Origin of the sequence: Sphingobacterium olei (assembly GCF_005048855.1) — a bacterium.
Classification (GTDB): Bacteria; Bacteroidota; Bacteroidia; order Sphingobacteriales; family Sphingobacteriaceae; genus Sphingobacterium; species Sphingobacterium olei.
The window spans coordinates 705901-732239 of record NZ_SUME01000001.1 but is presented as its reverse complement, the minus strand read 5'-3'; the positions used below and the strand labels follow the sequence as shown (position 1 = coordinate 732239).

The 26339-nt window shown below is 41.5% G+C and carries 25 protein-coding genes; 9 read left to right on the top strand and 16 right to left on the bottom strand.

Annotated elements, in window-relative coordinates; translation table 11 throughout:
- Positions 1 to 49 precede the first annotated feature (49 nt).
- The 5 genes from FAZ15_RS03080 to FAZ15_RS03060 all read right to left on the bottom strand — a co-directional run bounded on the left by FAZ15_RS03080 (position 50) and on the right by FAZ15_RS03060 (position 9191).
- A complete protein-coding gene (locus FAZ15_RS03080) occupies positions 50 to 1183 on the bottom strand; it encodes a DUF4998 domain-containing protein (protein WP_136899824.1) in 1134 nt (377 codons plus the stop codon).
- A 28-nt stretch (positions 1184 to 1211) separates the two neighbouring features.
- Complete coding sequence (locus FAZ15_RS03075; protein ID WP_136899823.1) at positions 1212 to 2393, bottom strand: DUF5000 domain-containing lipoprotein; 1182 nt, start codon at positions 2391 to 2393, stop codon at positions 1212 to 1214.
- 28 nt (positions 2394 to 2421) lie between these two features.
- Positions 2422 to 4320, bottom strand: coding sequence for a RagB/SusD family nutrient uptake outer membrane protein (locus FAZ15_RS03070; RefSeq protein ID WP_136899822.1), 1899 nt, complete (start codon positions 4318 to 4320; stop codon positions 2422 to 2424).
- 31 nt (positions 4321 to 4351) lie between these two features.
- Positions 4352 to 7765, bottom strand: coding sequence for a TonB-dependent receptor (locus FAZ15_RS03065; RefSeq protein ID WP_202912302.1), 3414 nt, complete (start codon positions 7763 to 7765; stop codon positions 4352 to 4354).
- Between the two features lie 193 nt (positions 7766 to 7958).
- Positions 7959 to 9191, bottom strand: coding sequence for a FecR family protein (locus FAZ15_RS03060; protein WP_162304857.1), 1233 nt, complete (start codon positions 9189 to 9191; stop codon positions 7959 to 7961).
- 365 nt (positions 9192 to 9556) lie between these two features.
- On the opposite strand from FAZ15_RS03060, the gene FAZ15_RS03055 reads away from it, so the two are divergent.
- From FAZ15_RS03055 to FAZ15_RS03045, 3 genes are all read left to right on the top strand, one after another.
- Positions 9557 to 10153: an RNA polymerase sigma factor gene (locus FAZ15_RS03055; protein ID WP_136899820.1), complete on the top strand. Its 597-nt coding sequence runs from the start codon at positions 9557 to 9559 to the stop codon at positions 10151 to 10153.
- Positions 10154 to 10433: 280 nt separating this feature from the next.
- Entirely contained in the window at positions 10434 to 11021 is a 588-nt protein-coding gene (locus tag FAZ15_RS03050) for an ORF6N domain-containing protein (RefSeq protein WP_136899819.1), read from the top strand.
- A gap of 281 nt (positions 11022 to 11302) precedes the next feature.
- Entirely contained in the window at positions 11303 to 11680 is a 378-nt protein-coding gene (locus tag FAZ15_RS03045; RefSeq protein ID WP_136899818.1) for a (deoxy)nucleoside triphosphate pyrophosphohydrolase, read from the top strand.
- A gap of 112 nt (positions 11681 to 11792) precedes the next feature.
- Here the strand turns inward: FAZ15_RS03045 and FAZ15_RS03040 are convergent, their stop codons facing one another.
- On the bottom strand, positions 11793 to 12167 hold the full coding sequence (locus FAZ15_RS03040; RefSeq protein WP_136899817.1) for a SpoIIAA family protein: 375 nt from the start codon (positions 12165 to 12167) through the stop codon (positions 11793 to 11795).
- A 199-nt stretch (positions 12168 to 12366) separates the two neighbouring features.
- Entirely contained in the window at positions 12367 to 13188 is an 822-nt protein-coding gene (locus tag FAZ15_RS03030; RefSeq protein WP_238387132.1) for an alpha/beta fold hydrolase, read from the bottom strand.
- A gap of 148 nt (positions 13189 to 13336) precedes the next feature.
- Here FAZ15_RS03030 and FAZ15_RS22420 point away from each other — a divergent pair, with 148 nt between their 5' ends.
- On the top strand, positions 13337 to 13504 hold the full coding sequence (locus FAZ15_RS22420) for an NUDIX hydrolase (protein ID WP_162304856.1): 168 nt from the start codon (positions 13337 to 13339) through the stop codon (positions 13502 to 13504).
- 158 nt (positions 13505 to 13662) lie between these two features.
- Here the strand turns inward: FAZ15_RS22420 and FAZ15_RS03025 are convergent, their stop codons facing one another.
- The 9 genes from FAZ15_RS03025 to FAZ15_RS02975 form a co-directional block, all read right to left on the bottom strand.
- The gene (locus tag FAZ15_RS03025; RefSeq protein WP_202912301.1) at positions 13663 to 14760 is read right to left on the bottom strand and encodes a Fic family protein; all 1098 of its coding nucleotides are present in this window, start codon (positions 14758 to 14760) and stop codon (positions 13663 to 13665) included.
- A 201-nt stretch (positions 14761 to 14961) separates the two neighbouring features.
- The gene (locus FAZ15_RS03020; protein WP_136820970.1) at positions 14962 to 15336 is read right to left on the bottom strand and encodes a SpoIIAA family protein; all 375 of its coding nucleotides are present in this window, start codon (positions 15334 to 15336) and stop codon (positions 14962 to 14964) included.
- Positions 15337 to 15535: 199 nt separating this feature from the next.
- Positions 15536 to 16357 carry an alpha/beta fold hydrolase gene (locus FAZ15_RS03010; RefSeq protein WP_238387132.1) on the bottom strand — a complete coding sequence of 274 codons (822 nt, stop codon included), beginning with the start codon at positions 16355 to 16357 and terminating at the stop codon, positions 15536 to 15538.
- 344 nt (positions 16358 to 16701) lie between these two features.
- Positions 16702 to 17628 (bottom strand): HipA domain-containing protein, encoded by a 927-nt coding sequence (locus FAZ15_RS03005; protein WP_136899816.1) that lies wholly within the window; start codon positions 17626 to 17628, stop codon positions 16702 to 16704.
- Complete coding sequence (locus tag FAZ15_RS03000; RefSeq protein ID WP_136899815.1) at positions 17621 to 17956, bottom strand: HipA N-terminal domain-containing protein; 336 nt, start codon at positions 17954 to 17956, stop codon at positions 17621 to 17623. The genes FAZ15_RS03005 and FAZ15_RS03000 overlap by 8 nt, the downstream gene beginning before the upstream one ends.
- Positions 17956 to 18159 carry a type II toxin-antitoxin system Y4mF family antitoxin gene (locus FAZ15_RS02995; RefSeq protein ID WP_136820973.1) on the bottom strand — a complete coding sequence of 68 codons (204 nt, stop codon included), beginning with the start codon at positions 18157 to 18159 and terminating at the stop codon, positions 17956 to 17958. Before FAZ15_RS02995 ends, FAZ15_RS03000 begins: the two co-directional genes overlap by 1 nt.
- 668 nt (positions 18160 to 18827) lie before the next feature.
- Positions 18828 to 19682, bottom strand: coding sequence for an HAEPLYID family protein (locus tag FAZ15_RS02985; RefSeq protein WP_202912300.1), 855 nt, complete (start codon positions 19680 to 19682; stop codon positions 18828 to 18830).
- A 200-nt stretch (positions 19683 to 19882) separates the two neighbouring features.
- Positions 19883 to 20200, bottom strand: coding sequence for a nuclear transport factor 2 family protein (locus tag FAZ15_RS02980; RefSeq protein WP_136899814.1), 318 nt, complete (start codon positions 20198 to 20200; stop codon positions 19883 to 19885).
- A gap of 20 nt (positions 20201 to 20220) precedes the next feature.
- Positions 20221 to 21015, bottom strand: a complete 795-nt coding sequence (locus FAZ15_RS02975) for an SDR family oxidoreductase (RefSeq protein WP_136899813.1) — start codon at positions 21013 to 21015, stop codon at positions 20221 to 20223.
- Positions 21016 to 21138: 123 nt separating this feature from the next.
- Between FAZ15_RS02975 and FAZ15_RS02970 the strand changes: the two genes are divergently transcribed.
- The 5 genes from FAZ15_RS02970 to FAZ15_RS02950 all read left to right on the top strand — a co-directional run bounded on the left by FAZ15_RS02970 (position 21139) and on the right by FAZ15_RS02950 (position 26305).
- A complete protein-coding gene (locus tag FAZ15_RS02970; RefSeq protein ID WP_136899812.1) occupies positions 21139 to 21498 on the top strand; it encodes a winged helix-turn-helix transcriptional regulator in 360 nt (119 codons plus the stop codon).
- 153 nt (positions 21499 to 21651) lie between these two features.
- Entirely contained in the window at positions 21652 to 22896 is a 1245-nt protein-coding gene (locus FAZ15_RS02965) for a ribulose-bisphosphate carboxylase large subunit family protein (RefSeq protein WP_136899811.1), read from the top strand.
- Positions 22896 to 24248 carry a four-carbon acid sugar kinase family protein gene (locus FAZ15_RS02960; RefSeq protein ID WP_136899810.1) on the top strand — a complete coding sequence of 451 codons (1353 nt, stop codon included), beginning with the start codon at positions 22896 to 22898 and terminating at the stop codon, positions 24246 to 24248. Before FAZ15_RS02965 ends, FAZ15_RS02960 begins: the two co-directional genes overlap by 1 nt.
- 18 nt (positions 24249 to 24266) lie before the next feature.
- The gene (locus tag FAZ15_RS02955) at positions 24267 to 24929 is read left to right on the top strand and encodes an aspartate/glutamate racemase family protein (protein ID WP_136899809.1); all 663 of its coding nucleotides are present in this window, start codon (positions 24267 to 24269) and stop codon (positions 24927 to 24929) included.
- A gap of 83 nt (positions 24930 to 25012) precedes the next feature.
- Positions 25013 to 26305, top strand: a complete 1293-nt coding sequence (locus tag FAZ15_RS02950; RefSeq protein ID WP_136899808.1) for a bile acid:sodium symporter family protein — start codon at positions 25013 to 25015, stop codon at positions 26303 to 26305.
- Positions 26306 to 26339 lie beyond the last annotated feature (34 nt).

Below are 26339 nucleotides of genomic sequence, written 5' to 3'. Positions count from 1 at the left end.
TTACAATTAAATTAAGTGCGGCACCTTGCGGTACCGCACGCAATTAAACTTAATATCCAAATACCGAAAACTCGGCGAGGTGAGTAGGATCTTCCACACCTTTTGTCGCAAAGATTCGGATGTGCCTTATTTGTGGCTGACCACTCACTTCGAATCGTTGAGTTGCATTCTGCTGTATGAGGTTGTACGTATTGTAGGTCGTCCAAGTGGTGCCGTCCATACTGCCTTGGATCATGAATTCCGTGATGCCTTTTACGTTGTTTTGTCTACAGGTCAATTCAACATAACCGACAGTAAAGGTCTGCTTCATGTCGACTGCCAACCAGTGTGGGAATGGTGTGTATACGGTCCAAGGTGTATGCCAGAAAGTATTGATATTGTCATCAATGGCTTTTGCTGGTGTATATAGACTCGCAGTTGGATCGTCTCTTTCCTCTCTCGAGTCGGCCGTCACCGTCCATGCGGCTTTTTCAAATTTCCGCATCTTATCTACCACCTTTTCTTCATAAGGCGTATAAAACGTATCAATGGCCAATGTGTCTGGCAAATAGGCGCTTCTGATTTTAAAATTTGTATCTTCTTTATAATCACTGATGACAGATCTCGTCTCCGATGCATTAAACCACTTGCTGATCTCTTCACCGGCATTATTCGTATAGACCACTTCCGTAGCGTATAGTCCAGATGCTTTATCCGCTGGTCCCCAAGCTATATTGACATCCTGATTGGCACCGTATTGTGCCGAAGCCACAAACCGGTTCAAAATGGAGGATTGGTAATTTGCACCATAGACCGTGCCGTTTACCTCCACTGGCACGGAAACATTGCCTTTATCATCGTATGTCCTGATGATGAAGGAATAGATTTTCTCGGGCATATTGGTAAGGATATAACTGATCTCCTCTCCGGTAGCGGGTATGTCAAAGACGACTGAATCGGCTTTGTTGTTCCAGAAAATAGCCGCTCTTTTTAAGTTAGGGTCTACGCCGCGAGGCCATGAAATCTTGATACGGTTGTCTCCTCCGTGGGCTTTGGCATCTGTAGCCTTTCCGGGATAAGTTTTACCGCCCGGTACAATAAAGTCCTTATAGGTGACATCCATCTTACGACAAGCTGTCACGGCAAAACCACATAGCAAAACTACTGCTATCAGTGTTTTGAACTTTTGAATATTCTTTTTCATCCTATGTTATTTATCGGTTAGCATCTGATTAATTTACGATCTGTCCCCAGAAACTGAGCTCTGCAATCACGACTTGTCCGGCACTACCATAAGTCGCCGTGGTTTTATAGCGGATATACCGTACGGCAGGCATCAGATCAAAGTCAAAATCTTCCCCTGCAAAGGAAGCATACTGTCTGTCCTCTGGTGTGACGATGGGGCTCGGTTGACCTGATGGCTTAAATGAATTGAATGTTCCCATCAACTGCCAGCTATCCCAACTGCCATCTGGTGCAGGGTTATTGCTTCCCCAGATCTCAAAAGAACGCACTGCAGCGCCTGAGTATTCGTAGCCTTGCCGTTGGAAGGATTTCATGCGACTAAGTACAACTGGTTTACCTAAGTCAATGGTTTGCCATTGTGGGATAGGAGCAGTTCCGGTTGTAGCAAAAATACCGGCGTTTTGCGCTAAGTTATTGTCCCAAAGTTTTTCAACGGAAAAGGACTCGACGTAATCGTAAGTGTCTCCTGGCAAACGTAATGCACTCCATGGTTTCGGAATCAATTCCTCAAACATAGGGGTGAGCGGCTTGATGAGGGTATCGGACTTGTTGTTCCAGCGGTCGCGTACAAAAACAGCGAAACGTTTTTCTTCTGGTTTATATCCACGTGCCGAGAAGCTCCCCTCGAGTGCTCCTGTATAAAAGGTCGTAACAGGAGCCCAAGTGTTTTGTCCGGTACTGTCAACCATGACCACAATAGAAAGCTTGGCCTGTGATTCGTTTGTGAAGCTCACCTTAATACCTCCGAATGTATTTTCCAAGGTAAGGTCTTTAAACACTTCTTTTACAGGCGGAGATTTGGGTGTGACACGGATGACAAGCGGATCGGATGCTTTTTCGTTTTTGCCTACACTGTAGAGCTTCACGTTGTACGTACGTACATCGCCGAAGCCCACCAATTCGAGCGTATCGATATACATCGAGGATTTGCCTTCGCGAAATACGCCCGGCTGTATTTCATACACCGCTTTGACATAGGAGAAATTCGGGTCAGCGGGTGTATCGTATTTTAATACCGCTGCACCGGGCAGCTCAGTCACCCGGACGTTGCTGATCTGTTGTGGTGCCGGAGCATTCGGGTCGATATGATCGAGTCTGCCCTCCTTTTCGCAACCAAATGTTACAGCGAGTAGGCATATCGATAGGAGTAAATAATATGTTCTTTTCATCGTGCTTAATATTTAAATCTGTTCAAATTTACCATCCTAAATTTTGGACCAGATTGGGGTTTACAGTAACGTTATTTTCGGAAATTGGCCAGAAGTAATCCCGGTTGCTGAAGGTCTGGTTCCAAATCACTTTCGGACGATAATAGGCTTCGGCACTTTCCTGAATGAGATCCCAGCTCCTGATCGGTGCATTCAGCGTTTGTACAGCGAGTTTCCAACGGCGAAGATCCCAAAATCGGTGGCCTTCGAACGCCAGTTCAATCATCCGTTCTTGTTGTATGATTTCGCGCATGCCGTTGATAGTTGTATACTTATCTGGACGTGTCGAATGCGTATCCCATGACTCTGCCACGGGCAGGAGGCCAGCGCGTTCGCGTACACGGTCGACATATGTAAAGACATCGGCTACTGGTCCCTCGGCTTCATTCAATGCTTCAGCGTACATCAAGTACAGGTCGGCAAGTCTGATGATCGGCCAAGGGTAGGGATTTACAGAATACTCTCTGACATGCCCCTCTACATTTTGGTAATGGATGATTTTCTTGATCAGATATCCCGTAACAATACCAAAAGTTGGATCGCCCTGACCATGAAGCTGTTTGCTTTTAGCCATCAAATAGAACAAATCATCTGGTTTTTTGTCGTCATACCTTCCTTGACCATACCATACTCCTCCGTCGAATGCCAAATCGGCATAAAATCTCGGCTCTCTGTCAAAGTGTAAGTTTGCTGTCGTATAACTTGTCCGAACATACAGTTTGTCTTTTTCTGTTGCTCTTTTGAGTCCGTAGCGACCGGCATAATCCCAGGACTTGTCTTCGTTGATCGGCACACCGTTCTTGCTGTAAAACATTTCGACGATTTTCAGCGGTGGGCCTAAGGCTTGACTAGAGGATACGTTGTCTCCATAAGCGGGGTTTAATCCACCGATATTCGCCAGAAGCTGCAGTGCATCGGATTGACTTTGTGTATTTGCCCAAATCACTTCGCCATTCCACCGTTGGGCGAGACTGTTGCGAATGCTTAGTTGCGTACGTATGGTATCTGATAATGTACCTTGGGCGACATTGCCCTGGAAATAATACAGCTCTATTCCGTTGGCTTCGCTTATTTCTATGGCTTCGCGACAAGCTTCGGCTGCATCTTGCCATTTTTTAAGCGATACCTCCTGATTGAATAATTGTGTTCCATCCAAGTTGCGTAAGGCCGCCTGATCGGTATTGCCATTGAAAAGCGGGCTGGCAGCGGTTACCAAAATTTTTGCTTTTAAGGAGAGCGCAATCGGCGTCGTAATGCGTCCATATCGGGATGGATCTACAATCTCGTCAGGAAGATTATTGTCAATTGCCGCCTCGTCCAAAAGTTGAACCATATAATTGAAGCACGAATCCACAGGATCTCTGTGTACACGAACCATTTCCGTGGTAGCGTCTATGGGTAGGTTCACTTTTACCATCGGTATCGGACCATACATCCGTACGAGGTAAAAATGATAATACGCTTTGAGTACTTTAACTTCTGCAATCCAGCGGTTACGCTCGGATTCTTCTATATCCGGAACACGATTGATGTTTTCCAAAAAAATGTTGCAGTCTCGCAGCGCACGGAACATATTATTCCAGTAACCGTTTCCGAAAGGGTTTACAATGTTTTGCATCCCGCGGGCAATGTTCCACATCTCACCTGCACTGTTTGGTCTACGCCAAATTTCATCTGCACCACTAAAAGCGGGGTTTTCATGACCATTGGCATCTCTGGGCATGTAAGAGTAACAGGTGTAAAGGAACTTTTCGGCCTGTGCCCGCATCGCAAACGCATTGTCTATCGTAGCCACGTTGTCGGGTACTACGTCGAGGTATTTCTGGCAGCCTAAAAGAAGTGTAAGCAGCAAAAATGAATTTATTATCGATATAATGTACTTTTTCATCAGAATACTTTTTTTATTGATTTACTGAACATTAAAACTTCATGTTGAGACCGAAATTAAACACACGCTGGAGGGGATAGCCCAATCCATTTCCACCCATCTCGGGATCCCATAAATCAAAGCTACTCAGGTTCAGGAGGTTTGTTCCGTTGACATAAATGCGTAGATTGCTCATATATAGACGTGTACTCCACTTTTCGGGAAGTGTATAGCCCACTTCGACCTGCTTGAGCCTAAGAAAAGATCCATCACGCATAAACCAAGTGCTTCGTTGATTGTTATTGTTGTTGATATTTGGGCTCAACCGTGGCCATAATGCGTAGATGTCGCGTTTGTCTTCTGACCAATAGCTATCTGCATAAGCCTTCATTACTTGTGTTTCATTGTTGAAGGGAGAAGTTGCTGCTGCATCTATCCAAAAAGACTCATTGGCCAAACCCTGGAAAAAAGCAGAGGCATCAAATCCTTTGAATCCGGCTGAAAAACCAAACCCATAAACAATCTGCGGTGTAGTGGGATTTCCGATGGGAACCATATCTGCAGACGTGATCTGCCCATCGTTATTCACATCCAGGTATTTAATGTCACCCCCACCATATTCACCAAAGTTTTGTTTCGGCGAATTCTCCGCCTCGGCGTCATCCGTAAATAAACGTTCTGCAATATATCCGTACTGTTGAGAAATCTGCTGACCGGCGCGGTAACGGTAAGATTCGAGGTATTGGGGTTCTTCGTACACCTCATAACGCCCCGTGGCATAGGTAAAGTTACCCCTAGCGGATAACCACAATCCGTTGGCAAAGGAATGAGAATAGTCTACGGAGGCATCGACCCCTCTTCCAGACGCTTCACCCACATTGGCCATAATCGGTGCCGCAAAACCCATGGTCGTGGGTATAGAGGCTCGGGTCATCAAGATGTTTTTCCGGTATTCCTCAAAATATTCGGCGATGATATTTACTTTGTTGAAGAGACCCAATTCGAGGGCTATATTGCGTTTTGCGGCCGTTTCCCAAGTGATATCACTGTTGGCATAGCGGGAAAGAGATACACCGGGAAGGCGGTGATTGGTGACACCATTGCCAAAAATAGCAGCACGGTCCTCGTTATTCATATTGACGTTAGACAGGTAGAAAAACCGGTCTTGAGGGGATCCAATCGCATCGTTTCCGATCAACCCATAAGTGGCACGCAACCGGAGGTTCGTAAATGTATTCTTTAAAGGTTCAAAAAACTTCTCGTTGCTAACACTCCAAGCCACGCCGAAGGAAGGAAAAAAGCCGAATCGCTTGCTTTCATGAAAACGCTCGGAACCGTTGTACCCAAAGTTAAACTCTGCAAAATAGCGATTGTCATAGGCATATGTAGTGCGGCCCGACAAACCTAAGTTGCGGAAAGGTAAAGAGAGTTGCAAATCGGCAGCATTTGCGTTGGAGTTGCTGCGCATGATATACACGAGTAAACCACTTAGGTTGTGTTTATTGCCAAATGTACGGTTGTAGTTTAACATCGACTCCATATAGAATACGGAACTGATGTCGCGATTATCTTCGCGATAACCTAGGTATTCCGTTGCGGTATTTTCATTGATCGGTTTGATACTATACTGATCTGCAATGCGGTCATAGGCACTCAGCTCATAAAAGAAAGGGTTATAAAACCGGCTTATGCCAAAATAGGAAGAGCGGTTGGTGTTCATCATCACCCGAAAGGAAAGCCCCTCGGTAAATGCTTTTAGATCTTGTTTGAGCTCCAATTGAGCAAGCATTAGCGATCTTTGATAGTCTTTGTATCCTTTGGTCATGTCTGCATACGGATTGATGTAGCCGGCTACGTCACCCTTGCGAAAATTACCAAACATGATGTGCTTGACATATTGATGGTCGTCATCCATAGGATAGTATGCAGGGAAAAGCACCGGATTGGAACGCATGACTTTACGGTACATGTCTGCTCCTCCGTCAATGGGACCGACATAATCGTCAAACGTGCCACTCAATCGCACCAACATCTCTGTGGTTTTGGTCAGGTCGATCGTAATGTTCGATCGCAAGGAATAACTTTTTAAATCGATATTGTTGTTGAAGTTGTTCCTACGGTCCACTTTCATAATCCCATTGTCTCTATTGAAAGATCCGGATACAAAATAGCGGGCCACGCCACCGCCGCCACTGACGTTCAGGTTGACACGCTGATTGTTCGTGTAGTCTTTAAACATGATTTCGCGCCAGTCATTTGCGGGGTATATATAAGGGTTTGCACCATTCACGGTGTTCTCTATCTTATCATCAGAGTAAAGCGTTTGGCCCAAAGGGTCACGGGTCAAGATGGACTCATTTGCCATTTTCATGTATGTGATTGGATCCGCCAGTTCGATATTTTGGGTAGGTGCGGATATCGAGTTTTCCAGACGAAGCGACAAACTGGCTCTGCCTACTGCTCCCTGTTTGGTCGTTACTAAAATCACCCCATTGGCACCTCGCGCACCATAAAGAGCCGTAGAGGTGGCATCTTTCATGATGGAAAAGCTCGCAATATCATCCGGCTGCAAACGCGCGAGGTCGGTGGTACTAAGCTCTACCCCATCAATTAATATCAATGGAGTGGTTTTATAACCGAAAGTAGTAACCCCACGTACAAAGAAGTCGGCATTATCCGCTCCCGGCTCACCACTACGCTGATAGGCGATTACACCAGCAGCTCTACCGGCTAATGCAGTGGTCAGATTGCTGGAAGGTACTTTCAAATCGGAAGGCGTTATTGAGGTAACCGATCCAATCATGTCCGTGCGCTTTTGTGTGCCGAAAGCAACAACTACAACGTCGTCCAAGATGTTATCAGATGCCTTCAACGTAACATTAATTGTACTTTTTCCTTTAACGGAAACTTCCTGACTAATAAAACCAACTCTTGAGAATACCAAGACATCTTCTTCATCAGGTACATCCAGTATATACTGTCCATTAACATCAGTAGTGGTTCCAATACCAGGCTTACCCTTAACGACAACAGAAACGCCCGGTAAATAACCAGTAGTATCAGATACTGTACCTTTAATCTCTCTAGAAACGGCAGCCAGGACCTTCTTCCTCTCCAATACGATGGTCTTATCGACGATAGAAAAAGTTAGGTTCTGACCTTTCAAAGTAGCTTCAAGGGTTTCTTTTAGTGTCGCATTTTTTAAGTTGATATCCACTGGTGAGGTACCTATCAACATTTCGTTCTCATACCAGAAATAATACCCACTCTGGGTTTCTATCTTATTGAAGACCTTTTTTAACGAACTGTTTTTTTCTGATAATGTAATTTTTTGTGCGTTCACTGTCGCACTGACCTGTAAACAGGTGATTATCAAAAATAATACTGTCAATTTCATAATCAGAAAAATCTTAGTAATTGGCTTAGGATCGGGATAAAGTAGCTCCCGAATTGCAAAAAAATTCATACTTTTGAATGTTTGGGTTGTTTGTTTAGAAGATTAAGAATTTTACATGGGCCCAGATTTCTGCCGTCATACAGCAGAGTAAAGCCGGGATGTTCGCGCAGACCGGCTTTTTCTGTATCAGTTGATCTTTAGTAGTACTGTTTCATCTCTGTTTAGTTTATTTGGTTAGCTTATTCATTAGTAAATAACTATTTTAAGGCAAAACGGTTATCTTTCTGCCTTTCACTTCAAAATGGATATTGCTCTTTTCCAGGATCTCCAGAAGCTGATTTAGGTTTGAACTTCTGGATATTTTTCCTGTAAATATTCTTGGAGGCAACAGCGTTGAATATTCGACCTCCACATTATACCATCTCGCCACCTGTCGCATAATACTTTCGATATCGGCGTCCACAAAAGAGATTAAGTCGTCTTTCCATGCGACCTGTTGTTGAACATCCACTTTTGATACCCTTATATCGCTGCCAACCTTTGATTGTTGGCCGGGACTGAGCAACTTAGAGTCGATCAGCTTGCCGGTGGCATTCACACTACTCACTCTTACGGAACCTTCTATCAATGTTGTTGTGTAATCGCCCTCTTCTGGGTATGAATTTACATTAAAATGGGTACCGAGTACTTTGATCTCTTGTCCATACTTATCTCCTTTAGAAGGTACTTTAACGATGAAAGGAACGAATTTTTGAGACTGTGCATTCATCGGAGCTTCTTTTTGACTGGCCACTTCAAAATAGACCTCACCTGTAATTTCCACCTTTCGTTCATCGCCGACAAACGACGAAGGGAAGCTGATAGAAGATGCCGAATTTAGCCATGCTTTTGTTCCATCTGGCAGGTTGAGTTGATACTGTCCTCCCCTTGGTGTTTCCAATGTCAATATCTGTATGGTGTTTTCCGCAGCTTCCATATTTCCTATTTCTATTATACCATCTGCAGTTTTACTAATTACTCCCCCCGTTCCAGAAATAAATCCATTTGCAGCCTGTTCAAGTACGACCTGAGTGCCATCAGCTAGCGTAAGTATCGCTTTATTACCACCCGGTTCGATCACTTTCGGTTTAGCTACCTCTGCAATATCCACAAGAGACTGATTTATATCTGAAACCATAAAAAAATACGATCCTCCGAGAATTATTAAAATGGCAGCAGCAGCCGAAAAAACCTTTGACCATTTGACAACCAGGACACGTTTTTCCTCCCCCTCTTCGGTAATCCTATCTTTTAAATTCTGATATACATGGAGAATACGTTCATCAACCCCTGTCAATTCGTCGCCCTGATGCTGACTTCTTAAATGTTCGTTAATAGCCCGTTTTAGCTCTATCTGGTTATCAGATATATCAAATGACTTCATCAAATATTTGATTTCCTCTTTCGTACATTCGTTGTTGATATATCTTTTGAAGAGATCGTTTAATTCATCCATAGTTAATACAGGCTTTATATACAAGTAATACGAATCAAAACTAAAGTCCATTGAGTTCTTTTTTAGAAAAAAACCTAACAAACTGTTTATCAAACACATTATTTTTAAAATCACAATTGTTCCACCTTTAATAATTGAGTTTTGCAAAAACATTATTTAGATCTAAATAGGAATTCAATTTGTAATCTTTCCTAAAAAAAAGCTACGGGAAGATTACAAGCTGATTATAAAACCTCAAATATTCCAGTCATAATCTGTTCAATTAATTCTTCCATTGATTATTTTTTTGCTTAATTTGTTCTTAGGTTGATCGACACAATCAATTACTTCGAGGTAAACTGACCGGGACGAATTTAAACACAGGTATGAATGTCATAGAAATAGAGGAATCCAAAGATTTGCTTTTAAAACTCAGACAAGGTAGTGAACCGGCTTTTAACGAGATCTATATGATGTATGCTAAAACGCTATATCAACGAATTTTTAGTATTGTCAAAGACAGTTCTGTCACCGAAGAGCTCCTTCAGGATTTGTTTTTAAAAATCTGGCAAAAACGCGATGTGATCAATCCAGAACTATCTTTTAAATCTTTCCTATATACTATAGCCAATAATCTGGTTTATGACTACATGCGGAAAGTGGCCTGCGATAAACGGCTTGTGGCGAGTTTAATGATCAATTCAGTAGATTATTACCTGCATACCGAAGAAGCTTATAATGTAAAAGAAACAAATTTTATTCTCACTGAAGCGATCAATAAACTAAGTCCACAACAGAAGCAGGTATTTACTTTATGTAAAATTGAAGGTAAGAGTTATAAAGAAGCCAGCCAGATTTTGGGCATCACCACAGATACGGTAAATAGTCATGTCGTGAAATCGAGCCGTTACATCCGGTCTTATCTAAAGGAAAACCTGAAGCTTACTGTTGCCATCATGATCATGCTGGGCTTGAATCCCTAGTGAACACTTTTTTTCTCCGTTTCTTTACCAACGCCAGAATACTACAGCTTTTTTTATTCCTGCACAATATCGTGTGTATATCTCTCATCGAAAACGGAGACACCCAATATCTGCGTAATCTCATATATCGAGAGAGTGCTTTTCAGCATATATTTGAGCATTGCCACAATTTAACAACTAATATTTTTAGTATATTTATATCGTAAAAAATTTGATATCCATGCATTAAGTTTAAAATGTGTGACCACTAGCTAATAGCGAATTATAAATACGGGGAATTATGAGCAAGAATAAACTAGATGTAACACCAAAATTTATCACTGAGGACATACTCTTGAACAAGATATACGAATTCAGAGGGCAAAAGGTTATGCTAGACAGTGATCTAGCCGAACTGTATGGCGTGGAAACTAAGCGCTTAAACGAACAAGTTCGTAGAAATTTAACTCGCTTTCCAGAGGATTTCATGTTCACTCTTGACAAGGACGAAGTAGAAATCTTGAAGTCGCAAATTGCGACCTCAAGTTGGGGTGGTCGTAGAAATACCCCTAATGTATTTAGCGAGCATGGTGTGTTGATGCTATCAAGTGTCCTGAATAGTGAACAAGCTATTCAAGTGAATATACAAATCATGCGGATATTCGCCAAGATACGACAATATCTTGCCAATAACACTGAGGTAAAACTAGAAATAGCTGAAATCAAATACGCCGTAGAGAAAATAACCAAAAAACAGAAAGGACAAGATCAGAATATCGAACTGCTCTTCGAATACATCGATCGATTGCAAGAGAAGCAGGATAGCCCTGCTCCGAAAAAAGCAAAAAGTATTATGGGATTTGAAGTTGGGGGAAAGGGAAAGAATTGAGCGAAAGATAATTGGTTAGGTTAGAAATTCTGAAAGCTCCCCGCTTCAGGAGTTTTTTATGTGATCATGCGTAAAAACAACGTGTCCTTCCTACTCAATTATTTATTTAATATTTTGTTGCACAAATTTGCGTTATGCAACACGCTATGATGATAACGGGTATAAAATAAAGGTTCCCCGGTTTGAAGAATCTGCTGGCTTTTATACAGCCGCAGGCAGAAATACTGATAAATTTTAGACGTACTAGATCTGAGAGGTTCAAATTTGATTATCTTTAAACCATGCTACACGTTACCTGCGCTATTATCAGACGAAACAATACGATTTTAATCTGTCAACGCTCTGCCTCTATGAAGCTGCCGCTGAAATGGGAATTCCCTGGTGGCAAAATCGAACTGGGCGAAAGCAAAGAAGACTGCCTGATGCGCGAGATCAAGGAAGAGCTAGGTATTGATATAAAGGTAGGGCCAGCATTGAATATGGTGGAATACCATTATCCGGAATTCCCAATCTGCCTCTACCCTTTTGAATGTTTATTGGTTGGTGGCGAATTGCATCTCACCGAACATGCGCAAGCCATATGGGTGGATTATAGTGAGCTATTGAATTACGACTGGGCAGCGGCTGATCTGCCAATCGTGAAAGCACTAATACAGTAACGGAATGTTTTTTATCGTGTAATTTTTACGGACTTTGGTTATTCCTTCATTCTCGTACGACAAACCTTGTCAATAGAAAAGATTAAGTAACTTTAATGGTGACCCGAAGCCCTTATAAATCAAGTTGCTCGCTAGCCCATTGTACGGCTTCATTATAGCGGGTATGTTCGAATACCTTAAATTCACCGGGCATAACCTTGGTAAAAACTTCCGTAATTTTTTTTATTGTATCACTATCGGACACAATGGCTGCCCGGTTCCACTTAGCAAGATCCTTTAAGCCTAGCCATGCGTCCTGAAGCCAGGCACCAGTAGTAAAGTTGCTAACGTCAGTATTCAACACCAACATATAGTTGATCTTATCGTGCCGGTCTATAAAAGCCGTGACCTTTGGGATGACGACATTTTTAAAATCGTCTGCCGTAACCTCGCCCTTGGCTTCAAAGCCTATCAAGTTCTCGGGTAGTGAAATAATTTCTGTAATCATGACTTTTCCTATTTTTTAGTATTAACAATGCAAAGGGAAAAATGTTGCGCTTAGAAAAATCATCTTGTAGTCCCAACACACGTAAAACATTAAAATAGCCCCCCTTGCTACACCTGCATCTCCCTTTTCAACCGAATATAAGATACAACGAGCAATACCAGCCCGCTCTGCCACCTGTACAGCGGTTAGCTTCTCTTTCTTAATTTTTGTTAAGGAATTTTTCAATCATTGGGATAACAATATCACTATCTTTAAAATCATCCTTTATTGTCGTTATTTCTCCGATATATGCACCATGCGCGCCCGGAATTATAGCTAATTCAGCGTTTGCAATTTGTCTGTGCATTTCTATAGCATGTTCGGGTGTTATAATATCTTTGTCGCCAATGATAATTAACGTTGCGGCTGTAATGGATTTGAGTTGTGCGTCGGGAATATCTTTAAAATTAACCATCCTCTTTGCGTCTCGATCGTGCATGATCTGTAAACCATCCGTGTCGGATGCAACTTGTCTATAGGCCGTTTTTAGCTGTTCGGGCATATTATCCAATCTTGCCTGTTTCATAAAGTCCCAAAACCAGGCAGGAACTCCATTACGCTTGGCAAGCGCAGAGCCTAAGATAATTTTACCAACTATTTCGGGGTGACGGATGGCAATTTGTAGGGTTGTAGTTCCTCCATTGCTGAAACCAAAAAAGTCGGCTTTGTCAATTTTCAGGTTTTTAAGAAGTATAGCGATATCGTCAGCATCTTGTTCAAATGATAGGTCTGCATTTCTATCATTTGTTCGCCCATGGGCCTGTAATTCAACTGCAATTACTTTTCTATTTTTCGCTAATAGGGGAATACTTTTTCCAAAAGTTGTCTGAATAGTTGAACCACCCCCGTGAATGAGAACAATGGGTTTAGCTTGTTCGTCTGCCTGACCGGGGGGTAGGTAAATCTCGTAATACATTTTTAGACCGTTTACTTCGGAATATCCACTCGTAAAAGTCAATTCATCTCTAGTTGCTATTTCCATTTTGCTTGTTTCTGTTTTTTGTTCATTGCACGATGCCGCTGCAAAAAGCATTAGTGCAAAATAGGTAATTATCGGTTTCATGTTGGCCATAAAATTAAACTATTGATTTTCAAAAGGTATAAAATTATCCTTTAAAAGATCTTTCCATATGGCAAGAAAATACGGATTATCAGCATATCCTTCTTTATGTAATCATTATGCATGGAATTATAGGATGGCTTTATATGCGCAAGCCATATGGGTGGATTATAGTGAGCTATTGAATTACGACTGGGCGGCAGCTGATCCGCCAATCGTGAAAGCACTAATGCAGTAATAGGATGTTAAGTTTTTGTTAATTACGCCAGGTGGTGTAATAATCAGACACAACCTACCGTTTATATAGTTCATAATTTAGGTTAATAATTGGTTAGTTAGAAAATCCTGAAGCTCCCCGCTTCAGGATTTTTTTATACCAGTATTGAAATCTTGTTATTAGAAGATTAACTCGTACCGTACAGATCGGCCTAATCCTGTAGTTCTAAACACACCTAACTCGTTTAAATGCCGTAAATCACGAGTTGCAGTTGCCTTTGACGTCTTGGTAATCGCAATGTACTTCTTGGCAGTCATCCCCCCCTTAAAACCATCAACACCACTTTCAAGCATACGATTGATAGCTTTAAATTCTCGTTCGTTAAGCTTATCCTTAAAGCGATCAAAGAACTTTGCTTTATTTACCGCAAATTCTACAATATGTTTCGCTTCGATTTGTGCATCCAATATAACTTGAGTAAAATAAATAATCCAATCTGTGATCTCTAGGCTAGATTGTGCACGCTTTAATGCGTCGTAATATTGCTGCTTGTTTTTTTCGATCACCTTTGAAATAGACAGCAGTAGAGGAATTTGCAACGTATTGGAAAGAGCATATTCAGCCAAAGCACGTCCAATTCGTCCATTACCATCTTCAAAGGGATGTATACTCTCAAAGTATAAATGTGTGATGGCTGATTTGACCAGCGCCTTCGTGACATGATCCTTTGCCGGTATAGCTTGCTCTTGAAACCAACTGACAAACATATTCATTTGAATCAAAACGTCTGATGAAGGAGGAGCTTCATAATGAACAATTTCTTTGCCGTAGGCCCCCGAAATTACCTGCATAGGTTCCGTGCCTTCACGCCATTTCCCTGCACTCACCTTCGGAAATGCATTCATTAAACTGGAGTGCCAATCCAAAATCATCTGTACGGTCAGATCTTTATTATAAGACTGTCTTACAAAAGTCATTAGCTCCGCTATACCCGCCACGCGTTTGTCGCGGACAATAGTATTATCTTTCAGTCCCAAATTTCTTTTGATAGAAGACATTACATCTTCGCGACTCATGTATTCACCTTCAATTTCGGAAGTTTTAATTGCTTCTGCTATGAGGATCTCTAAAAGGGTTTCTATCTTCAGGTTGTCGTCTAAAACCGAAACTATTCCATTTATCTCGCCCATTTCTTGTGCAAATTTTACAGAAATAGGTGGCAATTCTGTTAACGAATAGGTGAAATTAGGCCAATCTTGGTATTGCCAAATGTACATAATGAGCCAATTAAAATTATTAATCACCTCAAATATACAAAAAAAATGAGCCGATTAATAAAAATAATCGGCTCATTCCAAAATCCTATCCATGTCGCCTGAGATTGTATACCACATGTTTGTTGTATAGTTAAGTAGCTGTAATATCACAGTACTCGGCGTCGTTTATAGGGTAGTAAATTTAATGGTGACCCGAAGCCCTTATAAATCAAGTTGCTCGCTAGCCCATTGTACGGCTTCATTATAGCGGGTATGTTCGAATACCTTAAATTCACCGGGCATAACCTTGGTAAAAACCTCCGTAATTTTTTTTATTGTATCATTATCGGAAACAATGGCCGCCCGGTTCCACTTAGCAAGATCCTTTAAGCCTAGCCATGCGTCCTGAAGCCAGGCACCAGTAGTAAAGTTGCTAACGTCAGTATTCAACACCAACATATAGTTGATCTTATCGTGCCGGTCTATAAAAGCCGTGACCTTTGGGATGACGACATTTTTAAAATCGTCTGCCGTAACCTCGCCCTTGGCTTCAAAGCCTATCAAGTTCTCGGGTAGTGAAATAATTTCTGTAATCATGACTTTTCCTATTTTTTAGTATTAACAATGCAAAGGGAAAAATGTTGCGCTTAGAAAAATCATCTTGTAGTCCCAACACACGTAAAACATTAAAATAGCCCCCCTTGCTACACCTGCATCTCCCTTTTCAACCGAATATAAGATACAACGAGCAATACCAGCCCGCTCTGCCACCTGTACAGCGGTTAGCTTCTCTTTCTTAATTTTTGTTAAGGAATTTTTCAATCATTGGGATAACAATATCACTATCTTTAAAATCATCCTTTATTGTCGTTATTTCTCCGATATATGCACCATGCGCGCCCGGAATTATAGCTAATTCAGCGTTTGCAATTTGTCTGTGCATTTCTATAGCATGTTCGGGTGTTATAATATCTTTGTCGCCAATGATAATTAACGTTGCGGCTGTAATGGATTTGAGTTGTGCGTCGGGAATATCTTTAAAATTAACCATCCTCTTTGCGTCTCGATCGTGCATGATCTGTAAACCATCCGTGTCGGATGCAACTTGTCTATAGGCCGTTTTTAGCTGTTCGGGCATATTATCCAATCTTGCCTGTTTCATAAAGTCCCAAAACCAGGCAGGAACTCCATTACGCTTGGCAAGCGCAGAGCCTAAGATAATTTTACCAACTATTTCGGGGTGACGGATGGCAATTTGTAGGGTTGTAGTTCCTCCATTGCTGAAACCAAAAAAGTCGGCTTTGTCAATTTTCAGGTTTTTAAGAAGTATAGCGATATCGTCAGCATCTTGTTCAAATGATAGGTCTGCATTTCTATCATTTGTTCGCCCATGGGCCTGTAATTCAACTGCAATTACTTTTCTATTTTTCGCTAATAGGGGAATACTTTTTCCAAAAGTTGTCTGAATAGTTGAACCACCCCCGTGAATGAGAACAATGGGTTTAGCTTGTTCGTCTGCCTGACCGGGGGGTAGGTAAATCTCGTAATACATTTTTAGACCGTTTACTTCGGAATATCCACTCGTAAAAGTCAATTCATCTCTAGTTGCTATTTCCATTTTGCTTGTTTCTGTTTTTTGTTCATTGCACGATGCAGCTGCAAAAAGCATTAGTGCAAAATAGGTAATTATCGGTTTCATGTTGGCCATAAAATTAAACTATTGATTTTCAAAAGGTATAAAAATATCCATTAAAAGATCTTTCCATATGGCAAGAAAATACGGATTATCAGCATATCCTTCTTTATGTAATCTTATGCATGGAATTATAGGATGGCTTTATATGCGCAAGCCAATGGGTGGACAATCGTGACCTATTAAATTACGACTGGGTGGCGGCCGATCTGCTAATCGTCAAGACCCTCATGCTGTAACAGAATGTTAAATTTTTGACAGTAAACTGCCTACAAACCAATTTGATGCATTTTTTTTATTATAATTTTAAAATATTGGTCTTTATTTTCTCCATTCAAAAAGCTCTTGTTAATCCAGTCCTGAATTTGATCGGATCGAACAGAGAAGTCCTTATAAATGTTATCCCGAACCTGTTCCGCAATACCCAAACTCATAGCAAACTGATCGAAGTCTGATCGCTTTATCTTTCTTTTTCGCCCCCCTAAGGTCAACGCCAGATCTTCCTGGTCTTTGGGATAGATCAAGTTTACATTCAATAGATCATATACGGGTGAAAATAAAATACCTTTATCGGTATGCACTAAAGAGAAGTTTTTCAGATGCATGTCGTTATTGCCAGTCAGAAAACTAAAAAGCACTAAGCGAAAGTATTTAATAACATCCAAACCCGAATTGGTAGTATATTTCTTAATAATTTTCCCTACACGCTCGTACGAGCTTTTATACTTCTGCTCTGTCAATAGTTCGGAAAGTTGACATAGATCTTCGACATGAATTTTCTTTCCATTTTTGCGATCAAAACGTTTGGTGATATAAGCTAGTTCTCCCGTTGAAGTTCGAATTAGCGCATGATCAGCTGTTTCGATTCTAAATAGCTCAGCCAAATGCATCGTCAAATCTTCTACCTCTGGCATAAAAGGAAATTCTGAGGATTGTGGTTTCAAAATATAATCTCCCCAAAGACCGACTAAAGTTAATCGTTTATTCCCTTTTTCACCGGCTAGACTAAGTGATAATTTTGGCTGTACTCCGGTTAATGCCAATCGCTCATTAACCGTAATTTGAGCTAATTTATTTAGCTTCTCCTTATCCAATTCCAAGGTTGGAACCGATGTTGTTCCAAAGAACTTCTTCGAACAGGTAGCATGATAGTTCCCGTATTCCACAGGTTTATAACAAAATAAGCAATTAGCCATAATGGTCCGCCTCCATCGGATATACTGAAACTGCTCCTATGGCATCTTTGCATAGATTGACCAACAGTTCAAAACGATCTCTCGGGTTGAGCTTCCAGTGCTTTTCGCCAATATCCAAGAGCCAGCCCTCCGGTATTAAACCATCGAAAAACGGAAAAAGAACATTGCTATGGTATGGATGTTCTGAAAGTGGTAAAGCTAAGCTGATCGGTTTGGGATCAACGGATTGAAGATACTCATTTAGGTAAGTAAATGAATAGCCGCTATCTCCTTCTATGAGATATCCAGCTAACCGATCCTGATAAAATATTTTTGCTTGTCGTGCCATTATTCTCTCGCTTTATCGACTACACCAACCTCTTTCCCAAATAACGCCAGCACATCGTTCACTTTATCCAGTCGAAGTGTTTTCTTGCCCTGTTCTAAGTCACGAACAAAGCGCAGGCCAACACCTGCATTGAATGCTAAATCTTCCTGCGTAAGCTTTAATTCCTTGCGTTTTTGCTTGACAAATAATCTTAAAGAATCCATATTTATACCTTTTCTGGTATAAATATACGAAAAATAGATATATTATATCATTTAGGGTATAAAAATAGATTTTTCACAAGAAATATACCCGTATAGGTATACATGTGCCCCATGAAATATAGTTAGCTTCTTTATAATCGCGATACCCAGGATAGGTTGAGATGATAAAGCGCACTATAACTGTTAGGCGAGGTAATGAAAAGCGGTCATCTCGAAGGAAATTCCGCAATAAGGCCCTCCTGCTTGTCATTCATTTAATATTTTGATTTACACAGATTTGCTATATGCAACGCAATGAAGAGGATAAGGATAAGTATATGGAAAAAGATCAACAATCTTAATTTTAATTACCCCGAATTCGGGGTAATTGAACAGGAAGCTGGAACAAAAAGATTCATTATGTATGTCGGGCAATGGATTCAAAGAACGAGTGCAACCGGAATAATCGTCAAATCGGGACAATATGGTAGAACTTTTGAATGTTAAGTTTTTGTTAATTCCGGCAGGTGCAGTAATAACCTGCCAGATACTGCCGTTTATATAGTATTCATAATTTAGGTTAATAATTGGTTAGTTAGAAAATCCTGAAGCTCCCTCGCTTCAGGATTTTTTATGTGATCTCGCATACCTCGCCCCTCTTCTAAATGAGTAACGCATAAAGGGCTTTGCTATGTCTTATGTTTTGGTTCATAAATCAATCTTAAGAACGAACTAAGTCGTTCATTTTCCCGACTTATCGGAACACCTACGACGATACCTATGATAAGATTATCAGCGATGCCGACACGCATCTGAGGCCGGACAATCATATCGAAATCTCCTGAATTAAATTCCTTGTTAAACTCAACTCCAACAAAATTTCTTGTCCCGGACATCATATAATGAATATTGCTATTTATTTGCCAGCTCGTGTTAATCGATTGGTCTGCAAAGTGATGTTTGAATGCTGGGCCAGTATATAATAATGTATGAAAATTACTACCTAAACGCCTGGCAGCGATGAAAAAAGGGTTATAAACATTTCCTGTTAAAAAGCTTTCCTTTCCGTATTTACTAAATTCAGTGAGCTCCAGTTCATGTATGTAACCAATTGCCATACTTGTTTGATATTTTTCTGAAACGTAAAATGAATACTGCCCAGCAAACTTAAAACTATTTAGGTTGCTACTTGGGGCTACTTTATCATTAGAGGTTGGATAATATATAGAAAAAGGAAGTTCGATCTCTAGTCCCAGCCTGTCTATCGGAGCCCATTCATATTCTATTAAAGCGGTATACTCGTCGTATGTATTGTTATCGGTTAAACCAAGCCCTATATTCCATTCCTTTTCACCTTTTCTAGCTCCAAGATCCCGAATAAGATCAATATACAGAGGCTCCGCATGTAGAACTTTAACGGGCAGTTTATCGTGCTCGATCTCATGGATATAAACACTGTCCCTTTTTCCGTTGTCTTCTTTTTGTTGAGCAGTCGTACTTATCGTGAACAAGCACATTGTAATGAATAAAATATCATTTTTCATTTTCTATAAATTTAAGTCTATTATATTCAAACACGATTAAAATAATAAAGGGTCTTAACAACAATTCGCAGACAAATATCCTCTTTTAAAAATTATAAATCCATTAGAGATAGATTAGAAACAGATTAGAACTTAAATATTGTTAGTAAAAAGTACACTTCTGAACCTCATAAGTATAAAACATATATATACTTTATATCTTATCCTGTAATTTTTAGTGATTGTATCACCCCGTCAATAAGCTCAAAATGATACGTCAGCACAGCAGGGCTGCCTTCAAAATTTCCTGAAATCTCAGCTTTCAAAATTTCTTCGGCCTCTACATATTGAAGTGGTTTTATGACTGTCTTAAATTCGTCGTTGGCTTTTTGAATCCAACGCTGTATTTCCGCTCGTCCGTGGTATGTTATTCCTTCATCTATAACGTGGGCAGTTTCAGAAAAACAATTGGCATAAGCGTGGCTATCAAAGTTGTCCTGTGCCTTAATTAGTGCTGCGATTGTGTTTGGTAAGTTCATAATATTCATTTTAAATGTTGTTAAATTGTGGGTATGGTACCACCGTCAATAATGTATTCTGTACCTGTTAAATAATTAGCTCTTGGAGACACTAAAAAGCCGATGAATTCGGCGATTTCTTCGGGTTGTGCTGGACGTCCGATTGGAATCCCGCCTAATGCGTCCATTACGCTTTGGATGGCTTGCGCTATGGGAATGTTTGCGCTGTTGGAAATCCGTTCCATCATTCGTGTTGCCGATTCGGTCTTTATCCAGCCTGGCGAAACGGTTAAAACACGAATACCTTTGGGCGAGACTTCTTTCGACAAACCTTTGCTGTAATTTATTAACCCGGCTTTTGCTGCGGCATACGGCAACGTTGAATCGTGTAAAGGTAACCTTCCCTGAATGGATGCGATATGAATGATGACTCCACTTTCCTGTGCTAGCATCTGAGGCAATAGCTCCCTATCCAACCGGACCGGCGCAAGGAGATTGGTTCGAATGGTTTGCTCCCAGTCTTCGTCGCTCAAGACGGCAAACCCACCGGCCTGCGTTTCAGAACTGCCAAGATTGTTTACTAAAATATCGAGCCTTCCAAATTTTGATAAAATTTTCTTTGCTACGGCCCGCGTCCCTTCGGGCTTACTTAAATCTGCTGAAATAAAATAAAGTTTCTCATTTTGTTCTTCAGGAGCATTTCTTGCCGTAATGATAACGGTAGCTCCTGCGCTAGATAGCCTTTCGGCAATGGCTTTCCCCGCTCCTTTTGTACCGCCTGTTACCAAGGCAATCTTACCCGATAATTCGTTATTGATATTAAATCTGTTTTCCATAGATGAATATTTTGCACAAAATTGCATTGTACTTTCACTTTATACAAGTACGGAAATACGATTCGCATAGGGATAAATTATTCCCCTATTGCGCAATTTAAAACATAGGATTAATTTTGTGCCATGTACGAGAGAAAGATCTTACCCAACCTAAACTGTGGACTTGACCTAATCGGTGAAGTGTTGTATGGAAAATGGAAAATTCGTTTGTTGTGGTTTATCAATAAGGGATTTCAACGCCCCAGCGAATTGCAGCGGAATATTCCCGATGCAACAAGACGGGTATTGAATATCCAGTTGAAAGAGCTGGAAGAACACGGACTCGTCCAAAAGAAAATTTATCCTGTGGTCCCACCGAAAGTGGAATATAGCCTCACGGAATTTGGTAAAACTATAATTCCGGTAATTGAAGTTTTAGGCCAGTGGGGCGATGAAAATGAAGAAAAGCTACGTGATATTATTATGAAACAGTTTCAAAAATAAAGAAGGAGGCTTTATATAATATTTACCAGCTTATATAGGATATTACCAAAAGTTTTATACTACGGTTTTTGTTATGTAATTTCCGTGCTAACAGACCTAGGAATTCAGTAATCAAATGAAATAGCGGAACAAAATATCCGCTAGCATCTTAAAATGGAAAGAATAGTAGCTCAATATTATATAGAAACTCCCCTACCCGTTGAAAAAGCTGCGGCTGTCTTGGCCGGGGAGCAATCCTCAGGTACTTTTGTAGATATACCTGGCGAAACGGACGAATTAAAGAAGCGGTTTGCGGCTAAAGTAGAAGCTATTCAGCTTCTCGATGTGGTCGACACACCCGCGACACCTGGCCCTAGCAGGATTGGGCAACAGTATCAGCGCGCTAACATTTGGGTATCATGGTCTGTTGAAAACTTCGGCAACAACCTCCCCGTGATGATCTCTACACTTCAAGGAAACCTGTATGAGCTCACCCAATTTACAGGGCTTAAATTAATGGATATCACATTACCAGATACCATGACCCAACAATTTAGAGGTCCTCAGTTTGGTATTGATGGATGTAGAAAGTTAACTGGTGTTTATAACCGTCCATTAATAGGAACAATTATTAAGCCTAGCATAGGTCTTACACCTACACAGACTGCTGATATTGTTTCGGTGCTTGTAGCGGCAGGTATCGATTTTATAAAAGATGATGAGTTGCTTTCTTCCTCTGCTAATTCACCATTCGCTGCGCGGGTAGATGCAGTTATGGCTGTCATCAACGCATATGCCGATAAAACAGGTAAAAAAGTCATGTATGCGTTTAATATCAGCGATGACATGGATGATATGCAGCGCAATTATGATAAGATCGTGGAGGCCGAAGGTACATGTGCGATGATAAGTCTCAATAGTGTGGGCACATCAGCCGTAAAGAAGATTTGTGACCGCGGAGAATTAGCAATACACGGTCATCGAAATGGGTGGGGTATGTTCAACCGCCACCCGTTATTGGGTATCGAGTTTCCTGCATATCAAAAATTGTGGAGACTGGCCGGTGTGGATCAAATCCATGTGAACGGTATCCAAAACAAATTCTGGGAGTCGGACGACTCGGTCGTCAAATCGATAGAATCGTGTCTGGAACCGATCACCGGTATGCAAACGGTCTTACCTGTGGTATCTTCGGGTCAATGGGGCGGACAAGCACCCGAAACCTACCGCCGTACAAAGACTACAGATCTTCTTTATATGGCTGGCGGGGGTATCTTAGGACATCCGGCAGGCGCCTCAGGAGGGGTCAAAGCCTTACAACAAGCATGGAAAGGTGCTATAGAAGGACAATCCATAGAAGAGATTGCTCGGCAACATCCAGAGTTTGCGCTTTCGGTAGCTAAATTTGGGAAAAAGTGATGGAAGCAGAACGATTATTTCTGGCCTTCTATGGTGATGACTTTACCGGTTCGACAGACGCGTTGGATTTCCTAAGCCGGGCAGGGATAAAGACTATCCTCTTTATTGATATACCAAACGCTGAAAGATTAAAAAAATTCGAAGGTGTGCAGGCAATAGGAATTGCCGGTACTAGCCGAAGTATGTCTCCAGATGAAATGGAAAACGAGCTTTCACGTTGTTTCGACTGCTTAAGAGTGCTGAACCCTAAACATGTACACTACAAAATCTGCTCTACGTTTGACTCTGCCCCACATGTGGGCAGTATTGGAAAGGCCATAGATATCGGATACAAAATCTTTAAAAACACCATTATCCCTATGTTGGTCGCAGCGCCTGCACTGGGCCGATACTGTTCATTCGGAAACCTTTTTGCCCGGATGGGTATAGGCAGTAGTGGCGAAATATATCGCCTGGATAGACATCCCTCGATGCGCTATCATCCGACTACTCCTGCAAACGAAAGTGATCTACGGATACACCTATCACAGCAAACGGACATGCCAGTTGAACTGTTAGATCTATTGGATTTGGAAAAAGGTGAAACGTATTGTATTGAAAAACTCACATCATCCGTATCTAGCCCCAGAGTGGTGCTCTTTGATACGTTCAACGAGAGCCATCTGAGTACGGTAGGGACATTAATAGATCAAATTCAAAACAGCGAAAAGCCGCTATTCTCTGTTGGATCATCAGGTATAGAAATGGCACTAGCCCCTACCGCTCCGTCAACGAGAGAAAACGGTTCAGCGTTACCTTTGGAATCTGCAATCCCAATACTGGTCATATCTGGCAGTTGTTCTCCAGTTACGGGAGCGCAAATCAATCATGCACTAACGCATGGTTTTGCCGAGCTAGCGCTAGAAACCAGCGGTATCGTATCGTCGGAAAACCAACCAGCTCTGATCGACCAGTATGCAGGCGAGGCAATAAGAATCCTAAACCAGGGAATGCATCTCGTGATACATACGAGCAAGGGTCCTGAAGATGTACGGATCGCTTCCACTAACGAGGTGCTCAGATTCTCCGATAATAAATCATCTTCCGTATTGGGCACTTTTCTAGGCAGTATTGTAAATAGGATCCTTGAAAAGGTAAACATAACCCGTATTATTATTACCGGTGGAGATACCTCGGGTTTTGTAGCCAAAGCGATGGGTATAGAAGCACTGGAAATGCGCTCTCCGTTTGTACCCGGTGCACCGATATGCAAAGCCCATACCTCATATGGGTATCCTGCTCAAGGTATAGAGGTAAATTTTAAAGGAGGACAGGTAGGTACGGAAGATTACTTTGTTAGGGCGATTATGTAAAACGAAAAGACAAGATAAATGAAACAGAAAACATTAGGATTGGTACACACATCCGCTACATTGGTGCCGATATTTCAACAACTTTGTCAGGAGCACCTACCTGGAGTTTCGATATTCAACATGGTAGATGATAGCCTGATCAAAGATGTTATTTCCAAGGGGGAATTAACGCCTACTACCGCTAAACGCGTGGTAAATCAAATTAGTGCAGCCGAGCAGGCCGGTGCCGATTATATATTAGTCACTTGCTCTTCGATAGGAAGAGCGATCGAAACTGCAGCTACACTGAGTGATGTTCCGGTAATACGTGTAGATCTAGCGATGGCTGATGAAGCGGTAAATACTGGACGTAGCATAGGCGTTATTGCAACGTTGCCCACTACACTTGAACCTACAGCAGACCTGGTAGCGCGAAGAGCACAGTTGGCTAAAAAAGAAATCGTCTTGAATACCAAGTTATGTAAAGGGGCCTTTGAAGCTTTAATGAGCGGAAACGCAGATATGCACGATAAGATGGTTGCCGATGCGCTAAAAGAACTAAGCAAGGAGGTGGATGTTATCGTACTCGCCCAAGCGTCTATGGCTCGGGTAGTAGACACTTTGCCTCAAGCAGACCGAATCGTTCCTATACTATCAAGTCCTGCGCTTGCTGTTAAATATCTGGCTAAGCTTATTCAATAGATGGGCTATTAAGTCCTGCGCAATAAAGGGAGAGGCTAGCAAACCTCTCCGGACATATATAACCATATAAACATATTTCTGATATGAACACTTTCCAGAAGGTGGCTTTAGGTATTGCTGCCCTATCGCTCCTGATTCTTTTATGGGCATTATTTGTCTCTAACCAACCGCTATGGCAGGCAATGGCCGCTAGCTGTAGCATCGCGACAAGTATTGGACTTGGTGCTATCGGTTCGCTACGTGAGTATCAATACACGGCTTGGATCATCACTGCCGTCGTATGCGGAATGATCTACCCGGAACAGCTGTTGCACGTAGGTCCTGTTGATATGCGAAATAAATGGCTTATCTTGTTTGTGATCCAGTTGGTAATGTTCGGCATGGGGATGAAGATGAGCATAAGCGATTTTACGGGAATTGCCAAATCAGGAAAAGGTGTAATCGTTGGACTAATGAGCCATTTCACCATCATGCCTCTTATGGGATATCTGCTCACCAGAGTTTTCCATTTTGAAACGGAAATCGCCGCAGGTATTATCTTAATCGGATGCTGTTCGAGTGGTCTAGCTTCCAACGTGATGACCTATATTGCGAAAGGAAATCTAGTTCTTTCAGTTACCGTTACCGCAATAACTACCATTGCTGCTCCTATCATGACACCATTTTTAATGAAAATGTTGGCGGGTACCTTAATTGAGGTGAAATTCGTAAATATGATGATGGAAATTACAAAAATTGTTATCGTACCACTGAGTGCAGCTTTGATTCACGACTATCTAAAAACTGCTTCTAGACCTCAATCCAATAAGGTCAATCAGATTGCGTTAATTGCTTTTGTATGGCTTTTGATCTGTTTATCTATGTGGGTACCACTCTTCGAACCGAACCTATCGACAGCTTTACTAGAGACGCTTGAGGTCATCAACTTTTTTGCTGGAGCCGTCATTATTGGCGTGCTATATCACAGGCTGACCAAAAGAAACCCCGCGATAGACGACTTCATGCCTTATCTGTCGATGGCCGGAATTGTCTATTTTACGGCGGTAACTACCGCTGCAGGAAGGGATAATTTACTGCAGGTAGGCTTTCTCCTATTTCTGGCGGCGGTACTCCATAACTGCGCGGGCTATTTCTGCGGTTATACATTCAGTCGATTAATGGGGCTTAATAAGGCTGATGCGCGAACTTTGGCATTTGAAGTGGGGCTCCAGAATGGCGGAATGGCTAGTGGGTTGGCCGGAGCTATGGGAAAGCTAGGTACCGTCGGACTTGCTGCGGCAGTCTTTAGTCCGTGGATGAATATCTCAGGTTCTTTACTTGCCAATTACTGGCGTAGAAGAGAGGAAAAAAAATCACTAAAAAAAGCAGTTGATTAAAATACTTGATTGGGTGTATACCCTGAGCATCTTA